This is a genomic window from Lacticaseibacillus daqingensis (genome assembly GCF_003946115.1).
Classification (GTDB): domain Bacteria; phylum Bacillota; class Bacilli; order Lactobacillales; family Lactobacillaceae; genus Lacticaseibacillus; species Lacticaseibacillus daqingensis.
Genome location: NZ_RHOH01000010.1, coordinates 1 through 18792, shown reverse-complemented (window position 1 = coordinate 18792; position 18792 = coordinate 1). Strand labels below are relative to the sequence as shown.

Sequence of the window (18792 nt, the reverse complement as noted above, 5' to 3'; positions counted from 1 at the left end):
GTATTGTTTGCCCCACGATAAGCCCCGGAAACTTATTACGTGTCAAACACCACAGAACATTGGAGGAAACAAATCGTGCGTACAACATTTATGGCTAAGCCAGGCGAAATTGAACGTAAATGGGTTGTCATCGACGCAACGGACATCAGCCTCGGCCGTTTGGCTTCCGTTGTTGCGACCATCCTGCGCGGCAAGAACAAGCCGACCTACACCCCACACGTTGATACCGGTGACAATGTCATCGTCATCAACGCTTCTAAGCTGAAATTAACCGGTAACAAGGCAAGCGACAAGATCTACTACCGTCACAGCCAACATCCAGGTGGTTTGAAGCATGAAGTTGCTGGCGATCTTTTGAAGAATGACCCAGCACGCTTGGTCGAATACGCTGTCAAGAAGATGCTGCCAACCAAGAACACGCTTGGTCACCAGCAATTCATGAAGCTTCACGTTTATGCGGGTGAGGAACACCCACACGAAGCGCAGAAGCCAGAAGTACTCGACATCACCAACCTAATCTAAGGAGGATACAACTGTGGCTCAAGTATCTTACAGCGGCACTGGTCGCCGCAAAAACTCCGTTGCCCGCGTCCGTTTGGTGCCCGGCTCCGGCAAAATCACGATGAACGGCAAGGATGTCCACGACTACCTGCCATATGAAAACCTGATCCTCGATCTGACCCAGCCATTCGGCATCACCGAAACGACCGGCCAGTACGATGTTCTGGTAAACGTTAACGGCGGCGGTTTCTCCGGCCAAGCCGGCGCAACCCGTCACGGCATTTCCCGTGCGCTACTCACCGTTGACCCAGACTTCCGCGGCCCGCTCAAGCGCGCCGGCATGCTGACACGTGACCCTCGTATGAAGGAACGTAAGAAGCCAGGTCTGAAGAAGGCTCGTAAGGCATCTCAATTTAGCAAACGTTAATAGCGTTATGCTATCGAGATGGAAACGTTGGTACGACAACGTTTCAAGTAAGTCTCGAACATCGAAAGTGGTTCTCCCAATTAGGGCGGGCCACTTTTTTTATCCTCAAATTAGGGCGTGATTTGTGCGCGTCTTTCATTTGAGGCGCCTTGGGTTCAAGAACTTTTAGGGCGTGTGTCCTAGTCTTACGTTCTTTTGTACGTCAGTTTTAATGAGTTTCGTTGAGTTTCATTTCTTGTGCGAGTGAATTCTTTCTAGCTTCTGCGATCCGTTCAGCGAACTTGTCATGAACATCCAGACCCACAATATCAGGCGTGTTGACATACACGCGCGTAGTCTTGATGCTAGAATGTGACAGCGCTTCTGAAATCAGCTGTAAGCTGGCGCCACCTTGTCGTGCAAGCGTTGAGAAAGTATGCCGCAGTTTGTGTGGTGTGACCCGAACGAGGTCAGGGTGGCGTTTGTAGATCGAATTCAAGCGATAGTTAAGATAGTCGGCGTGCAGCGGTTGGTTGATCCCGCCTTTGAAGTTCGTGTAGGTAAACAGAAACTGGTTTGGTCCAGATTCTAGGTTCACTTCTGCGAGTTCAATAGCTTGTTTGTCGCGCCATTCTTTCAACATTGGAATCAGAACTGGTGGTAAGGCGTGAGAAGTTTCCTTCTTGGCCTTGGTTGGCCCAACCTTGCCGCTTTTCTTGAGTGCCTGAACAATCAGAACATAGCCGGTGTTGAAGTCAACGTGCTTCCACTGTAATCCGTATGATTCACCCTTACGATCTCCGAGATGGAGCGTGAGGAGAAGTAACAGATAATCTTGATCACTCAACTTACCGTTTTCGTGATCTGTGTTGGCAGCGTCGAGCCAAGCCACCATTTCATCAGCAGAAAGTGATTCACCAGTCATCTTGCGACGAGTGGCGAGCCGTTCCTTCTTGGGACTGCCGATGGAGGCGATGGCTTTTTCTAGCCGGTTCACGTCGATGAAGTCTACCATTTCGGCGGTATCAAACATCTGACTGACGTAAGACTTGACCGTGCGAATATTTGCGTACTTCTCTGACAGAATTGCTAGCTCTTGCATAACGAACTGTTTATTGAGATTCAAGTAAGTCATGGAATACTCGCCGAACATCGGAAGCAAGTGCAGCCGGAAAATATTACGTGTATTCGCTTGGGTTTCCTCGGAAGGAATAATGCGAATGCGTCCGGTTGCGCCAGCAGCGTATAGCGGCCACCAGATTTCACGGTAGAAGTCCTTGAATAGCATTTCACCGTTCTTCTTGATAGTACCCGCAGATTGCGTTTTTTGAGCTTCCTTGATCTTTGCATCTACTTGTTTTTGCAGCGTCTTTGCCTCTAGTTTCGTCGCTACGGTTTTACGGTAGCGGGGAACCTTCACACCAAGAACACCGCGAATATCTTTAGGGTAGAACACCTCCACAAAGTAAGTGCCTGCATTAGTTTTAGTAATAGACATGATATTTACCTCCTGTTGTTTGTCAACGAGCTTGAACAGGACGTAAAGCTACATCGACATATTACCATCCTTCAACGTGTTTGCGAAGCCATTGATCAACTGCATCGCGATCGTAGCGAACAACGCCACAGATGTTGATCCGTGGTAAGCCAAGCTCAATCCACTTGTCTAAGGTGTTGTTAGAAATTTTCAGGTATGCGCACAATTCCATCTTCAACAGGTACCGATCATGCTGTGCTTGTTCTTCGCGAGCCCTGTGAACTTCATCGATAAATAAAGTCGACAGAGCGTTACGAATCGCAATCACGTTCTGATCGTCCATTGGAAAATCGATTGACGCTTCCGTTGCTTGCGCTGAAATATGACATACCTCCTTCCTCACGGTGTTGGCGAAACTGATGTTGTAACGAGCAACTCATCATTCAACCCGGTTCCAACCGGCTAGTGAGGGTCTTAATAAGAGCCTCTCTCCCTCGTTTCGTCAGGGTGACGTGCAAGTATCCGGCCCACTGGGTTAATCGCTCGCTCGTGGGAGGTCATGGCGTTGTGGAGCCTTCGTTGCTGAATGATGGTATTCAGTTGTCAAAGAACTAGCGGGGAAAAGAAAATCCCGCCTATGCATATACAGACAGCGGGAGCGGGTCTAAATGAAACCAAAATCAGAAAAAAGTTGAAAAAGTTGAAATTGATTACGTGCGAGTTAGTTGTGAACCTGATTGAGTGGACGGTCGCGATAAATGTTCAGCGACGTTGAAGCGCTGAACGCTGAATACAAACTTAATTTGAAGTTCCTGCCTCAAATCGGGATCGACATAGCTTCTTCCGAATGCAGCTTCACGATCAAAATCTTGGCTGAACATATCGAGTAGTTTGGACATTGCTTCATCGTCTCCATCCTGCGCTGCCAAGATAACCGCTACTAGGTTATCGATCTCTGTATAATGCATTGAATACCCCTCCTTGTATTCTCTACATGTTTGTGTAAGCATCCTTAATTCGCAAAAGTGCCCTTCGCCGCCTTTTATTCACCCCCCTGACTGCTCTTGCCAGAGCGGATGCCGATTTCTACATCATTCAACTCCGAAAAATAATACTGGTATAAGACCATCTTATCAGCTGTGAAAAGGGTCGCAACCGCCGTGGCAAGACGTTCATTTTCGATGAAGGATTCGAGATGGGCAATCTCGTCAACAGTGAGAGAAAAGTCTTCGAGATGACCCGGATCAGTGATTTCTTCTAACAGCCAATCTTCGAGAGGTATTTCTTTGATACGTTTCGAGTTGGCTTGGTAGATATTGATGCGCTCATTTCTGAGCACCTGTTGCATGTAACGAATAAACATTTTTGACATTTCGCGTTCATTACTCATGACGCTGACCTCCTGTCATTTTTCGGTACACATATACAGACAAGATTTGTCACCTGAAATGAAACCGAGAAGCGATTTTTTATTTCAATCGGAAAAGCACACAAAAACGCCGCTGACGGTATTGCCAACGGCGTTAATCGATATTCGCGAAAAATTCATCAAACTAACGTTAGGCGATCGATGGCGAAACATGAATTTATGATTCGTGGGTACCGGTCTCACTCAATGAATCAAATTAAAGCTCGTTTGTCCGCAGCGATCTGCGAACATAATTCAGAAAATTAAGTGCTGAGAACCCGACGAAGAATCCAGCTAGTATCAGTAAATCAGCAGCCGGCCAGCTATTCATCATTACAGTATGGCGAACCCATCGACAACATAACTCATCGGTAGAAACGGGTGAATGGCCTCAAAGAAAGCATTACTGAGTTCAATCGGATACGTACCACCTGCGCTGCCTAGTTGGAAGGGTAGCAGGATCATGGCGACCAGTGAACCAAGTTTTCCTATTGAAAGATTAAGCCAAGTAGTCATATTGGTCATCGCTAGGTTGGCTAACGATAGTGTTATCCAAGTGGAAAAAATGTTAGTTGGCCGTAAGCCAGCAATACCGATTAGCGTCAGTAACTCAACTGTTGCCGCGGCGATTGCAGTGCCGTTGATCATAACCGCTTTACTTGCCCACCAATCAACGACTCGCTTGGGCTTTTTCCTTGGTGTGACGGTGTCCAGTAACATGTTTAAGACCATGCCGCTAACGTATAAAGCAACACCGGCCATATACGGCATCATTGCTGTGCCGTTATTTGGCACTGAATCGCGATTGTGATCGGTGACCTTGGTTGGGCTGGCGATCGTGTGTGCCGTCGCGCTGGTAAAGTGTAATTTCGGCAGTTGTTTAGTGCCGTTGGCTAGGCGAGTAGAAAGCTGCTGGTTACCTTTAGAAATTGTTGTAATACCCGCGGTAAGCTGGTTATCTGCGGTAGAAAGCTTTTGTCCGCCTGCGAGCAATTTCTGAGCCCCTGCGGATAGCTGCTGATTACCGCTGACAAGGGTTGGCCCACTAGCAGATAATGTTTCCAGTCCGGCGTCCAATTTCTTTGCGCAGCCTCAAGGCGATTGATCCCGCTATTCAGTGTGGCTGAACCAGTGGCTAGAGAAACGGCACCGGGCGCAAGCTGGGTTTCAGAAGCACTTGATAGCCGGGCGTTACCTTGTGCAAGCTGGCTTGAAGCGTTAGTGAGCTGGGATAAGGCGCTGCTAACGGTGCTTGCTGTTTGATCTTGATGGCTCGTAGCGGTTTGCAGTGAGTTCAGAGCACTTTGCAGTTTATTCAGAAGGGGTTCCAAGCCAGCTTGCTGGCGATTGTTGCTGGCTGTATAAGTGTTGGTCACTGCATCCGTTAAGGCCTTCATTTGATTGGGTGTCAGGTTGAGCTCGGCGGCTGCTTTGGCAACATTTTCGCTGGTAGCAGTACTGGTTTGACTGGCTGCTGACTGCATTTGGTTAATGGCAGTTTGGGTTGCTTGAATGAGGGCTGCGAGTTGCGCTAAGTTGTTTGTGCCGGCTAGCTCGCTTTGATTGACTTGTGTGGCAAATGCCGAAAGCGATTAACTAAATGCTTGGCTTTTTTCGGCTTTTTACGCGCTTACTATTGCCGCTCGTAAACACGTGTGCTATATTAGCTGAGTAAACGTTTACATGGAGGCCGAATATGCCAACGATTAAAGATGTTGCTACGATGACAGGTGTATCGATCGCAACTGTTTCACGCGTACTTAACAACCAAGGGGGGTACAGCGAAGAGACCAGAGAAAAAATCGAGAGCGCGGCTCGTGAAATTAATTACTATCGCAACAAAATGGCGGCAAGCTTGAAGAAGAGTTCAGCTCGAATTATCGGCTTAATCATGCCCAACGCTCCTACACTTTTTTACGGTGATATTGTGGAAGGAATCGAAACTGTCGCGAGCCGTAATAATTATAGCGTAATTATTACGCACGCAGGTGAAGACGGAACAAATTTGATGGACTGTGTCAGCTTAATGGCGGAACGTCGGGTCGAAGGGCTCATCATTGCTTCGATATCGTTGGATGAGGCGGTAGAAAATCAAATTCAAAATTTGGTATTTCCAGTTGTTCTCGTCTCAACGAAGAGTAATAGTGGGATTCCTTATATCAAGGTGGATGATCAGACTGCTGCTTACGACGCAACCACCTACCTAATTAAACACGGACACCGTGCGGTTGCGATTGCAGGTCCTAATATGCAAGACACAATAGCAGGCTTGCCACGGGTGGCGGGTTATCGCCAAGCAATGCTGGATCACAATCTACCAGTTGAATCCGAGTGGATTCATTCTGGAACCTTTTCTTTCGAGTCCGGAATTGAAGCAATGCACGCGTTCTTTCGACTCGTGCATCGGCCGGATGCGGTTTTTGCAGTTTCTGATGATACTGCACTAGGAATTATGAACACGGCAGGGGATCTAGGATTACGTGTGCCAGACGATATTGCTGTGATTGGGTACGATAATACGCGCGTTGCTGAAATGGCAAATCCAGCGTTGACAGCGGTCAGTCAACCTTTTTTCCAAATGGGCGCCAAGGCCGTTCAGAAGCTCACGACAGCAATCGACTCTGGACAGGTGATTGAGTCGGAAATTTTAAAGCATCGTATTTTTGAACGACGATCAGTATAGGAAATTTTTTAGCATCAACGTAAACGTTTACGCTGATGGAAAATTAAAACATGTGAATTGCAGGGGGAGAACAGTGATGAAGATTAATGCAAAGATAATTGCTTCAACGATATTATTATGCGCAGTACCTCTATTATTAACCGCATGCATGAGCAAAGGCGAGTCGAGTTCTGATAAAGATAACGTTGCGGCTACTGCCGCAGAAAAGAAGCCATTCGCAAAGTACAAGAATACTGTTAAGTATACTGTAGGTAAATCAATTCCTGGTGCACCGAAATTACCTAAAGGTGATAGTTACGAAAATAATGTCTATACCCGTTACATTAAGAAGAATCTGAACGCGGTCAGTGTTGATAAGTTTGAGGCTGAAAACGGCGATAACTACGATCAGAAAGTTGCGATGGCGATCTCAACGGGTGACCTACCTGACATTATGGCAGTCAATCAAAGCCAGCTTCAGCAGTTGGTGGACAACGACCTGATCCAGGACCTGTCTACGGTATATAAGACCAGTACCACTAAGTCGATCAAGAAGATGTACGACTCGTACGGAGGGCGGCCACTGAAACAGGCTACTTTCAACGGCAAGTTGATGGCGCTGCCAACGACACAAACGAACAACCTACCAACCATGCTGTGGGTACGCAAGGACTGGATGGATAAGTTGGGACTTGCGGCGCCAAAGAATATCGATGATGTTGAAAACATTCTTGAACAGTTTGTGGCCAAGGATCCCGGTAACAACGGTAAGGGCAAGACCATTGGCCTGGGACTGTCCAAGACGGTCGGTGGCAGTTATGCCTCTTTATTCCAAGCTGATGACGTGATGTCCAAGTTCAACTCCTTCCCACGTCAGTGGATTAAGCAAGACGGCAAGGTCGTTTATGGATCTACGACGCCAGAAACTAAGAAGGCGTTGGGTTACCTGCAAGGCTGGTTTAAGAAGGGCTTGATTGATCCGCAGATGAGCGTGCGAGACAAGATTGAATCTGTCATTACCAGCGGTCAATGTGGTGCGTTCTTTGGGCCGTGGTGGTCTGGGGACTATCCGCTGACCGATGCTTACAAGAATAACCCAAAGGCTGACTGGCAACCGTATGTCATCACCGACAAATACGGTAAGGTCAAGGCGTACACTCAGAACACAGCTGGTTCATACTTCGTTGTACGCAAAGGGTTCAAGCACCCTGAACTCCTAGCAAAAATTGCTAGTCTTTTGAACGACAAGCTGGTTTATAAAGATTACGCATACAAGCCAATCGTTAACTACGGTCTGAAGGGTTACGATGGTGGCAAGCCAGTTGATCTGCTGATTAACTACGCGACAGCAACGACCGACATGCATGATAATATCATGAAAGCAATCAATGGAAAGAAAGATCCTAAGACGCTGATTCTAGACGATTACCAGAACTATAAGAAGATCAAGGCCTATAACGCAGACCCTGCTAACGCTGATAACAACGCTTGGAGTGGCCACATCACTCGCGATGTCTCTACCGGTAAGATGAAAGATACGTTGTCCAAGATTGAAGAAGTTCACCCTGTCTTCTTTGGCCAAACCGCAACTATGAAACAGAAGTGGGCTAACTTGAGCAAGATGGAAGATGCCACCTTCTTGAAGATTGTGACGAACCAAGAGAGCGTTGATAAGTTCGATGACTTTGTTAAGAGCTGGCACAAACTTGGTGGCGATGAAATTACCAAAGAGGTCAAACAGGAGATTAAGTCACAGAACTAGTGCTGAGAACGGGTCACAACGCTAGGCGGAAGGGGAGAGACAATGCAATTAGCACGCACTCAAAACAAGCAACATAAAGACTCCCAACTCATGTATCACCTCATGATGCTCCCGGGAATGCTGTTCCTGTTAGTATTTAGCTTCGTGCCAATGGCGGGGATCGTAATGGCTTTTCAAAATTACATCCCAGCAAAAGGCATTCTTGGCTCTGACTGGGTTGGCCTCGCTAATTTTAAGTATATGTTCCAGATTCCGGACAGCATGCAGATTCTCGCGAACACGGTGATTATTGCCGGCTGGAAGATCGTTTTTAACACGATTGTGCCAGTGGTCTTTGCCCTACTGCTGAACGAAATTCGAGTCAACTGGGCTAAGCGAACGATTCAAACTGTCGTTTACCTGCCTAACTTTCTGTCCTGGGTTGTGCTAGCAACGGTGGTCATCAACCTGTTTGATTACCATGGCCCAGTTAATACGTTCTTGCAGACCTTTGGGGTTAAGCCAATCCTTTTTATGGGAAGTAATGATTGGTTCCGTTCAATCATGATTGGATCCGATGTCTGGAAAGGATTTGGTTACGGTTCGATTATTTATCTTGCTGCGCTGACTGGAATCGATCCAGGGCTATATGAAGCAGCCGAAATGGATGGTGCCAGTCGGTGGAGTCAACTACTACATGTGACCCTTCCGGGGATGCTTCCGACCATCATGATGATGACGGCGTTAAACCTGAGCAACATCTTGAACGCCGGGTTCGATCAGATCTTCAACATGTATAACCCGATTGTTTATCAGACTGGCGATATCATCGATACGTATGTTTATCGCGTTGGATTGTTGGGACAACAATATAGTCTTGGTACGGCGATTGGACTATTGAAGTCCTTGGTTGGTGCCACATTGATGATCTCAGCCAACGAGGCGTCCAAGAAGTTCGCCAACATGCAGATTTTCTAGGAGGTATGCAGCGTGAAGAAGCATACGAATAAAGTTGCTAATTTCTTTATCTGGCTGATTGTCTTGGCACTGACCGCCTCTTGCCTGCTCCCACTGGTGAATATGGTTGCAATCTCGTTTAGTGACAGTGCATCGGCGGCGGCAAACCAAGTCGGACTGATTCCAGTTCACTTTAATCTCAGCTCATATCGAATGATTTTAGAGGATCACCAGTTCTGGCTGTCATTCGGGATTTCTATTGAACGGGTTGTGCTTGGTACGTTAATTAACTTAGTCTTGATTGTTTTGATGGCGTATCCGCTATCTAAGAACAAGCGGGACTTCCATGCGCGTAACGTTTATATGAACTTGATTATCTTTGCAATGTTATTTAACGGTGGGATGATTCCATCCTTTATCGTGATCAAGAGCTTAGGCCTGATGGACACGATCTGGGCGCTGGTGCTACCAGGTGCAGTGCCAATCTTCAACGTTATTCTGATGATGAACTTCTTCAAAGGGCTACCAAATGCCCTTGAGGAAGCCGCAATCATGGATGGGGCCTCAAAGATGACCGTTTTGTTGAAGATTTACTTACCACTGTCGTTGCCAGGTCTAGCCACGGTGTCACTGTTTGCGATTGTTGGCCATTGGAACGATTACTTCAGTGGACTGCTGTACATGAATCGTGCGGCGAACTACCCGCTGCAGACCTATATTCAGCAGCTCAATATTGATATCACGAAAGTTACAGATGTTTCTCAACTGCACGCATTGACATCGATCTCCAACAAAACGCTAAATGCGGCAAAGATTGTGGTTTCAACGGTACCATTGCTACTGATCTATCCATTCCTGCAGAAGTACTTTGTCACTGGGATGACGATTGGGTCCGTGAAGGAGTAACGAAATGAACTTGGTGAAGCTAACGGATGGGCTGGTTCGTTTTTTCTATCGGTATATGGTCGCGAGTGTGCAATGGATTGTGCTTGGTTGGCCGTACCTGTTTGTCGCATTGGCCTTATCGTATGCACGATCAATGGATGAGATACGGTCACTAGTATTGGTTGCCTTGGCGCTGCTACCATTTGTCCTATCGCCGGCGATGGTCGCAGTGTTTCGTACCCTGGCTACCTTCAGTGAAGCAGATGAGTCGGTACCGAATCATATTTGGCAACGTAGCTGGCGAACAGTACGGCAGAGCTATCGGATGACGGTCAAGGTGAGTGCTGTGGCAGCAGTGATGCTTGCAATAGTGTTGAATGCGGCCCTATATTACAGTCACCATTCAGTATTCTTGATGGGAGTTCACTTGCTGTTATGCGTTCTGGTCTGCGTTGCCTACCTGATGAGTTTAACCTTTGTGACGCTGCGAGAGCAGACGTGGCAAGACTATCTCAAAAATGGAGTCTTGATGACGCTCAGTAACGGGATTATCGCATTGCTTGTTGGTGGTGGTTCGGCCGTACTTCTGGTGGTGAGTTTTCACACACCAATGTTTCCGCTCGTGTGCCTTGCCGGTCCTAGCCTCGTTGGCGCCTGGGTCTACCATGTTTACGTGAAGACTTTGGCACGGGCGGTGCTCACAAAGCAGTGATGAGGGTTGATATGACAATCAAAGCGATAACGACAGCCGATCAGACGGTTCACATCGACTTTACGGCGCACCCCGCCGTTAGCTTGCAGGTTTTTTCCGCGCAGATCATTCGGGTCTGTGCACCCGAGGCGTTATCGTTGACGTCTCATGCGGTGATTGCAACGCCAAGTCAGGCGCCGTTCACCGTTGATCGTGACAATGCTGGCGGCGTGCGCCTTCAGACGTCAGCATTGCACTTACATATTGATGCTTCAGGGCATGTCGATGTGTATGACGCGAATGACCTGGCGCTCGTGCTCGATTATCGCGGGCAACGGGTTCCGTTGAACCTAGATCTGCCAGAAGACAGCCATTCCGTCCTAGAGGAAGAAGGCCATGCAGGACGTGATAGTGCCGTCAATGCGGTATCATCTCAGGTCATTAAGGCGCTTTCGCCGGACGAACATTTTTATGGCTTAGGCGATAAAACCGGGTTTATCGATAAGCGCGGCTATGAGTATGACAATTGGAACACGGATGACGCGTCACCGCATCTGGAGCATTACACCAAGTTGTATAAGTCAGTACCGATTCTCTACGGTCTGCGCGAGGGCCGGCCATATGGCTTGTTCTTCGACAATGCTGCCCGGAGTCACTTTGACCTCGGAAAAGAGAATTCGGGGTATTACTACTATTCTGTGGCGGAGGGGCCGCTGGATTACTATGTGATCGGTGGGCCGACGTTGGCCAGTGTTGTTCAGCAGTATGCGCAGCTGACCGGGCCAACCCCGCTACCGCAGCGCTGGACGCTGGGCTATCAGCAGTCGCGGTTCGGCTGGCAGGACGCCGCTGAAGTGGGCGAGATTGCAAACAATATGCGGCGATATCACCTGCCTTGTGATGTGTTACATCTAGACATTGATTACATGGACGGTTATCGGGTATTCACCTGGAACTCAATCCGCTATCCGCAACCGGCAACGTTTGTTAAGGCACTCCATCAACAGGGCTTCAAGCTCGTGACAATCATTGATCCAGGCGTAAAAGCCGAACCGGGTTACTCGGTTTATGACGATGGCGTCGGTAACGATTGTTTTGTCAAAACACCGGTGGGGCAAGTGTACACGAACCGCGTCTGGCCAGGGCAAGCGGTTTATCCTGACTTTGGCGCTCCCCGAGTGCGTCAATGGTGGGGAGACTACCATACACGCTTGACTGCCATCGGAGTGGACGGCATCTGGAACGATATGAACGAGCCGGCAGGATTCGACGGGCCGTTGCCAGATGATCTTGTCTTTACCGATGAGGCGAAGCAAAGCACACATGCGAAGATGCATAATTTATTTGGCCATAACATGGCACGGGCGACCTATGAAGGGTTGCAGCAGCAAACTGGTCGGCGCCCGTTCGTAATTACACGGGCCGCCTATGCTGGCACGCAACGCTATGCGACGGTGTGGACAGGGGATAATCAGAGCCTCTGGGTGCACCTTCAGATGATGGTGCCGCAGCTGTGCAACCTGGCGCTGAGTGGGTTCAGCTTCGCCGGAACGGATATCGGCGGCTTCGGGGCGGATACGACACCTGAGTTGCTGATTCGGTGGATCGAAGGTGCGATCTTCAGCCCGTTATTGCGCAACCACAGCGCAATGGGGAATCGGCGGCAGGAGCCTTGGTCCTTTGGTGAACCGACACTGTCGGTTTACCGCAAGTATCTCGAATTGCGTTACCGCTTGATTCCGTACCTGTACGATCTGTTTGCCACCGGTGAGCAGACCGGGGAACCGGTGATGCGGCCGCTAGTGTATGCCTTCGATCAAGACCCAGCCGTGGTCGAGATCGGCGACCAGTATATGGTCGGTGATGCGCTAATGGTCGCCCCGGTGCTGGAGAAGGGTAAAACCAGCCGCCTGGTTTATTTACCGGCGGGGGAGTGGATCGATTTTTGGACCGGTGAGCACTTGGCCGGCGGTCAGGAGATCCGAGTCGAAGTTCCACTTGATGCGTTACCGCTCTTCGGCCGAGTGGGGACAATGGTACCGATGGGGCCGAAGCAGGAGTATCTGACCGACGCGCCAGATCAGGAGATGGACTTTCGGTGTTTTGGCGATCATGGGACGTACCGCCACTATCAAGATGACGGTAGCAGCTTCGCCTACCGTGATGGCGCGTATAACCTCTACCAGATTACTGTGTCTGCAGGGGTTGCGGCGGTAACGGTCACCCATGCCGGGGATGCGGTAGCGTTCTACCGTGAGATCCGGGTACATGTTGGTCATATTCAGCAAAAATTCGTTTTGGATAAACAGCAATACTGCGCATTGAATAAAAAAGAGGTAATTGAATGACTACTGGAAAATGGTGGCAAAACGTTGTCATGTATCAGATCTACCCGCGCTCCTTTCAAGACAGCAATGGGGATGGAATCGGTGATATCCCAGGGATCATCTCACGCCTAGACTACCTGCAGCAGTTGGGTATCGGAGGCATCTGGCTTAGCCCGGTCTACGCGTCGCCTAACGATGACAATGGGTACGACATCTCGGATTACGAAGCGATCTTGCCGGAATTCGGCACAATGGCGGATATGGAACGACTGATTGCGGAAGCCAAGGCGCGCGGGATCCGGATCGTGATGGATCTGGTCGTGAACCACACCAGCGATGAGCATCGCTGGTTCGTGGAGGGCCGAAAAGCCAAAGATGCACCGTATCACGATTTTTACGTCTGGCGCGATCCAGTTGAAGGACAGGATGTACCGAACGGTCTGCGTTCGACGTTTAGCGGTCCAGCTTGGACATATGACCCAACGGTTGGCCAGTACTATCTGCATCTGTTCAGCCCGAAACAGCCAGATCTGAATTGGGCCAATCCAGCGGTTCGACACGCCGTCTATGACATGATGAACTTCTGGATTGCCAAGGGGATCGGCGGGTTCCGCATGGATGTGATCGATCTGATCGGCAAGGAGCCCGATAAGATGATCACGGGCAACGGGCCGAAGCTCCACGACTACCTGCAGGAGATGAATCAGACGACCTTCGGCGGCAAGGGTCAAGACTTGATGACCGTAGGCGAGACTTGGGGTGCAACACCTGAGATTGCTAAGCTGTTCTCAGACCCTGCGCGGCACGAACTGTCGATGGTGTTCCAATTCGAGCACAGCGGGCTTGACCAGCAGCCGGGTAAGGATAAGTGGGACCTCCAACCGCTGGCAGTTCCTGACTTGAAACGGGTGCTTTCCAAGTGGCAGACGGCGTTAGGTGATCAGGGGTGGAACAGCTTGTTCTGGAACAATCACGACTTACCGCGCATCGTCTCGCGCTGGGGGGATGATCAGAATTATCATGATCAGAGTGCGAAGTTATTTGCGATCCTGCTGCACATGATGAAGGGGACGCCGTACATCTATCAAGGTGAAGAAATCGGTATGACGAACTACCCGATCACTTCGGTTGCAGAAATTGACGATATTGAAAGCATCAATCTCTACAACGAACGGGTTGAGGCGGGTTATAACCCGGCGGATGTGATCCACTCCATTAATGTCAAAGGGCGCGACAACGCGCGCACGCCAATGCAGTGGGATAGTGCTGACGGGGCGGGCTTCACCACCGGCAAGCCGTGGCTGCACATCAACCCTAACCACGTGCAGTATAACGTGGCGGACGAGGTGGCTGATCCGGATTCGGTTTGGGCCACATATCAGCAGCTGATTGCCTTGCGTAAGCAGAATAACTTGGTGGTTTGGGGCGATTATACCTTGCTTGAAGACACCGCCGATGACGTGTTTGCCTATTACCGGACGGACCAAAACCGCCGGTGGATGATTGTTGCCAACGTCTCAGCAAAGTCGAATGCGTTCACGTTGACGGATCAGGCTGAACGGCTGATCATCAGCAATTATGCGGACACCGCGCTGACTGGCGGCGAGCGGCAGTTGCGGCCGTATGAGGCATTCGTGGTTGAGGTGAAGGCGTAGACGATGCTTTGATGGGCAAAAGTGGGTCCTTTTGAGGGCCTGCTTTTGACTAGAGTGGGAATCGCCTCGAAACTAACCGAGTGAGGGATGAAAATGAAAAACAACGTATTGACGGATGGCCACTATCGCATCACCGCCTTGACCGATGGCTTGCTGCGCTTGGAATATTCAACGCAGGGCCAGTTCGTTGACCAGCGCACGATTCAGGTCACCAACCGGAGTTTTCCAGTCTTTGACTACACGGTGATCGACAAAGCCGACCAGCTTGAGATCATCACGAAGGAACTGCATCTTTTCTATGACAAGCAGCCCTTCTCGCCGAGCGGCTTGGTGATCCAGATGACCCCGGCTGACGAGCGTTACGGCGGGACGTATCGGTACGGCGATCACCCGAACACGTTGAAAGGGACCGCCCGGACGTTGGACGGCTGTGACGGTGAGACCCCGCTGCAGGATGGCATCATTTCCCGGGACGGGTTCGCGCTGCTGGATGACTCCGAGACTATGCTGTTGGCTGACGACCAGACCTTGAGCGCCAAGGCGACTCAGTCAACAGATCTGTATTTCTTTGGCTACAACCATCACTACAAGACAGCGCTGCATGATTTTTATCGGCTGAGCGGCGCAACGCCGCTGCTGCCGCGGTTTACCTTGGGCAACTGGTGGAGTCGCTACTGGCCGTATACTGAGGCGAGTTACCTGAAGCTGATGGAGCGGTTCCGCGCCGAACAGATTCCGCTATCCGTTGGCATGATCGACATGGACTGGCATCTGACGGATACACCTAAGCAATACGGGAGCAGCTGGACGGGCTATACGTGGAATAAGCAGTTATTCCCAGATCCGGAGCGTTTCCTGACTAAATTACACACGCTGAGGTTACAAACCAGTCTCAACGTGCACCCAGCTGAAGGAATTCGGCCTTTTGAAGCGGCGTATCAGACGGTAGCCAAGGCGTTAAAGTTGGATCAGTCGAAGGGTGAACCTGCGTCTTTTGATTTGATGAACCTTAATTTCCGACGTGCCTATTTTGAATTGGTGCATCGTCCACTTGAAGAAGAAGGGGTTGATTTCTGGTGGATCGATTGGCAACAAGGGACTGTGTCACGCTCTGCAGGTGTTGACCCGCTATGGTTACTTAACCACTACCATTATTTAGATCATCAATTGCACCATGCTAAGGGGTTGATACTCTCCCGGTACGCTGGTCCGGGTAGTCATCGTTATCCAATCGGCTTTTCCGGTGATACAATTATCAGCTGGCGATCCTTGGCATTTCAACCATATTTCACTGCAACTGCCTCCAATATTGGCTATGGTTGGTGGAGTCACGACATTGGTGGTCACATGGGCGGAGTCCGGGATGCTGAGCTTACGACACGCTGGATGCAGCTTGGGGTCTTCAGCCCAATCAACCGATTGCACAGTTCAAATAATCGATACTCTGGCAAAGAGCCGTGGAAATATGATTCGCGCTACCAACAGATAATGACCGAGTTCTTGCGACTTCGGCATCGCTTAGTTCCATACCTTTACACGATGAACGTACGAGCTCATGAGCAGGGTAGCCCACTGATTGAACCGATGTATTACACTTATCCACGCGATGATCGTGCCTACCAGTATCGTAACCAGTACCGATTTGGAACCCAGATGATGGTCATGCCAATAACTGCACCTGAATCGGTAGCCTTACAATACGGCACCGCAGAGATGTGGTTTCCGGAAGGCGATTGGCGTGATATGACAACAGGATGGCACTATCCAGGTAATACGGAAATGATCGTTAATCGTCGGTTGGAGGAATACCCGGTCTTTGTTCGGGCAGGGGCAATCATTCCAATGGTTGGGGCTGATCAATCCGAAGACTTCGGTACTGCCTTACCAGGCACAATTGATTGGTGGGTATATCCAGGTGCAGATAATACTTTTGAAATGGTTGAGGATGACGGTGATAAGCGAGTGATATCAACGCTGCACGTGGATGCAAAAACCAACCAGGCAAGGCTCTCCGTTTCAGGAGACACGGAGATTATACCCGCCCAAAGGAAACACCGAATTATTGTCATTGATCGTGGCGTTCAGATAGCATGTACGATTAGAGACGGTAGCTTGGTTGACTTGCCGCGAACCACTTCGGAAGCAGCTGAAACTGCGATGGCATCAATGCTTGACGAGCGAATCAAGCGCCCAATTAACGGCTACGATTTCAAAAATGATTTGGCCGGTAAGTTGACAACCCTCAGGGCCGATGCCTTGAACGATTATCTCCAGACGTTGAAGGATCGTGACTTAGCTGCGTTGTACTATGAACTCGTTCGGGTCGCCAGCTGTTCTGACGTTACATTTAGCTATCAAAGCCAAGAATAAAAGTATCATGTAGTACTTGACTTCGATGCTTACCCATTCACAGCCTGGCGATTGTAATGAGTTCAGGCTGTGTGGATTTGATTGAAATGTGGCAAGGCACACAGAAATTCGGGACAAATAATATTGTCAAAAACAGGAAATTTGTCAACTGGTGTTGAAGGATAGTTTTTATCCTTTGAAGGTCTCCCCGACCATGGGAGGCCTTTTTATTGTTTAATTGTTTAAGAAGCTGAGGAGAACTCAATGGTGAAGGCGTTTCGACGAATGGCTGGAACTGGGACTTTGTTTCAGGAGTCTTAGGCGACGAGCTGATAGATCCGAACGAACATGTTGGCTTGGTTGGCGAAGCCATAACAGGTACGTTTAAGCTCCTTGATCTTGCGGTTGATGTCTTTGATTGGGCCGTTGGAGTATGGAGACTTGGCGGCGTTAATGATCCATTGAAGATTCTTTCGCAAGGTGGCGATGGCAGTGTCCATGACAGAACTATTTGGCTGGTACTCAGTGATCAGTCGTTTGAGGACACGAGGATGACCACCCATCAACGCTTCATGGATGGCAAGGTAAGTCTCGTAGGCAGCTTTGAATTCTGGTGATACCGCGGTCCCAAGATCGATGGCATTTTGTTGGGTCGAGTATTCATTGAGGCCGAACAAATAGCGCGACTTCTTGGCGTCGGGATGGGCCAAATGGAATAGACGCCAAAGCGACTTAAACACCTTGTACTCGCGGGACTTCCCATCTAATTGCTTGAGCACCGAAACACGGATCTGGTCCATCGCACGCCCGATCATTTGCACGATGTGGAAGCGGTCGATGACGATCTCGGCATTTGGGAAGAGCTCATGAACAATCAGCTGGTATGCGGCATTCATATCCATCACAACGCGCTTAACGGCCGCGCGTTGCGTGACGCTATACTGATTAATGAAGAACTCCTTGATGTCCTTATTAAGCCGTCCACCGAGGACTTTGACGGCCTTGTGAGTATCGGCGTCAATACAAATGAAAGACATCGCCGACTTGGTTGAACGGAACTCATCGAAACAAAGATTCACTGGGAGATTCCGGCTGGCGTGCGGATGAATGTTGGCGGTCAGGATTCGTTGAACCGAGGTCGTAGAGATTCCCGTGAGAAGTGCTGTATTCGTCAGGGTCAGTGATCTTCCTGAAAGCTTAAGTGCGTGCATCGCCAATTTGTTTCCTATTGAGTGATTGGCTTTGACAACAGAAGTCGTCGCTGTGCAGGTGCGGTGACAATGTGCGCAACGCCAGCGCTGCTTGTTCAACTCAAGGATAACCGGTTGGTCTGAAGGCCCTTCAACGTGGATACGGGTGAGTTTATGTCCATTCTTGTGGAGATCAGAAAATCCGCACCGCGGACACTTTGTGAGCATATAGGTCAGATCAGCGTGCACCACCAAGTATTTCTTACGACCCGAGCCCTTGCCGTGAAACTCTTCGCGAACATCTTGTGCATGAATATTTGTATCTGTAATTCCAAGCAATTTGAGTGTACTATCTAGTTGAGACATCTATTCCTACCTCGTTTATCTTTTAGTTTGGTCGCTTAAAGCATAACACTGGAAGGCGTAGGTGTTTTTTGTTATCTAAAAAGGCCTAAAAATTCCGGCGTGAAGACGGCATATAGCTTTACCAAGTAATGCGAAGTTTTTGACACCACTCGGCGAAGAAATTGCCCAAGGTCGGCG

General features: G+C 49.4%; 16 protein-coding genes and 1 pseudogene. 10 read left to right on the top strand and 7 right to left on the bottom strand.

Annotated elements, in window-relative coordinates:
• Positions 1–75: 75 nt before the first annotated feature.
• Both rplM and rpsI read left to right on the top strand, forming a co-directional pair.
• Positions 76–522 carry a 50S ribosomal protein L13 gene (gene rplM, locus EKM88_RS10550; RefSeq protein WP_125705987.1) on the top strand — a complete coding sequence of 149 codons (447 nt, stop codon included), beginning with the start codon at positions 76–78 and terminating at the stop codon, positions 520–522.
• Positions 523–535: 13 nt separating this feature from the next.
• On the top strand, positions 536–928 hold the full coding sequence (gene rpsI, locus EKM88_RS10545; RefSeq protein WP_125705985.1) for a 30S ribosomal protein S9: 393 nt from the start codon (positions 536–538) through the stop codon (positions 926–928).
• A 208-nt stretch (positions 929–1136) separates the two neighbouring features.
• Here the strand turns inward: rpsI and EKM88_RS10540 are convergent, their stop codons facing one another.
• The 6 genes and pseudogenes from EKM88_RS10540 to EKM88_RS10515 form a co-directional block, all read right to left on the bottom strand.
• Entirely contained in the window at positions 1137–2405 is a 1269-nt protein-coding gene (locus tag EKM88_RS10540; RefSeq protein WP_125705983.1) for a site-specific integrase, read from the bottom strand.
• 61 nt (positions 2406–2466) lie between these two features.
• Entirely contained in the window at positions 2467–2727 is a 261-nt protein-coding gene (locus tag EKM88_RS10535; RefSeq protein WP_125705981.1) for a helix-turn-helix domain-containing protein, read from the bottom strand.
• A 367-nt stretch (positions 2728–3094) separates the two neighbouring features.
• The gene (locus tag EKM88_RS10530) at positions 3095–3352 is read right to left on the bottom strand and encodes a helix-turn-helix domain-containing protein (protein ID WP_125705979.1); all 258 of its coding nucleotides are present in this window, start codon (positions 3350–3352) and stop codon (positions 3095–3097) included.
• A gap of 22 nt (positions 3353–3374) precedes the next feature.
• Positions 3375–3774 (bottom strand): annotated as a pseudogene (locus EKM88_RS10525) (sigma-70 family RNA polymerase sigma factor).
• 351 nt (positions 3775–4125) lie between these two features.
• The gene (locus EKM88_RS10520; protein WP_164512082.1) at positions 4126–4785 is read right to left on the bottom strand and encodes a YhgE/Pip family protein; all 660 of its coding nucleotides are present in this window, start codon (positions 4783–4785) and stop codon (positions 4126–4128) included.
• Positions 4686–5276 carry a hypothetical protein gene (locus tag EKM88_RS10515; protein WP_125705975.1) on the bottom strand — a complete coding sequence of 197 codons (591 nt, stop codon included), beginning with the start codon at positions 5274–5276 and terminating at the stop codon, positions 4686–4688. Before EKM88_RS10515 ends, EKM88_RS10520 begins: the two co-directional genes overlap by 100 nt.
• A gap of 212 nt (positions 5277–5488) precedes the next feature.
• Here EKM88_RS10515 and EKM88_RS10510 point away from each other — a divergent pair, with 212 nt between their 5' ends.
• The 8 genes from EKM88_RS10510 (at position 5489) to EKM88_RS10475 (ending at position 17080) form a co-directional block, all read left to right on the top strand.
• Complete coding sequence (locus EKM88_RS10510; RefSeq protein WP_125705973.1) at positions 5489–6475, top strand: LacI family DNA-binding transcriptional regulator; 987 nt, start codon at positions 5489–5491, stop codon at positions 6473–6475.
• A gap of 76 nt (positions 6476–6551) precedes the next feature.
• Entirely contained in the window at positions 6552–8216 is a 1665-nt protein-coding gene (locus tag EKM88_RS10505) for a type 2 periplasmic-binding domain-containing protein (protein WP_125705971.1), read from the top strand.
• 42 nt (positions 8217–8258) lie between these two features.
• Complete coding sequence (locus EKM88_RS10500) at positions 8259–9173, top strand: ABC transporter permease (protein ID WP_125705968.1); 915 nt, start codon at positions 8259–8261, stop codon at positions 9171–9173.
• A 12-nt stretch (positions 9174–9185) separates the two neighbouring features.
• On the top strand, positions 9186–10058 hold the full coding sequence (locus tag EKM88_RS10495) for a carbohydrate ABC transporter permease (RefSeq protein WP_225418474.1): 873 nt from the start codon (positions 9186–9188) through the stop codon (positions 10056–10058).
• 4 nt (positions 10059–10062) lie between these two features.
• Entirely contained in the window at positions 10063–10749 is a 687-nt protein-coding gene (locus EKM88_RS10490) for a hypothetical protein (protein ID WP_125705966.1), read from the top strand.
• Between the two features lie 11 nt (positions 10750–10760).
• Positions 10761–13076: a glycoside hydrolase family 31 protein gene (locus EKM88_RS10485; protein ID WP_164512081.1), complete on the top strand. Its 2316-nt coding sequence runs from the start codon at positions 10761–10763 to the stop codon at positions 13074–13076.
• Positions 13073–14710 carry a glycoside hydrolase family 13 protein gene (locus EKM88_RS10480; protein WP_125705962.1) on the top strand — a complete coding sequence of 546 codons (1638 nt, stop codon included), beginning with the start codon at positions 13073–13075 and terminating at the stop codon, positions 14708–14710. The genes EKM88_RS10485 and EKM88_RS10480 overlap by 4 nt, the downstream gene beginning before the upstream one ends.
• Before the next feature lie 93 nt (positions 14711–14803).
• Positions 14804–17080 (top strand): glycoside hydrolase family 31 protein, encoded by a 2277-nt coding sequence (locus EKM88_RS10475; protein ID WP_164512080.1) that lies wholly within the window; start codon positions 14804–14806, stop codon positions 17078–17080.
• 296 nt (positions 17081–17376) lie between these two features.
• On the opposite strand, the gene EKM88_RS10470 is transcribed toward EKM88_RS10475, so the two are convergent.
• A complete protein-coding gene (locus EKM88_RS10470) occupies positions 17377–18615 on the bottom strand; it encodes an ISL3 family transposase (RefSeq protein WP_125705958.1) in 1239 nt (412 codons plus the stop codon).
• Between the last annotated feature and the right edge of the window lie 177 nt (positions 18616–18792).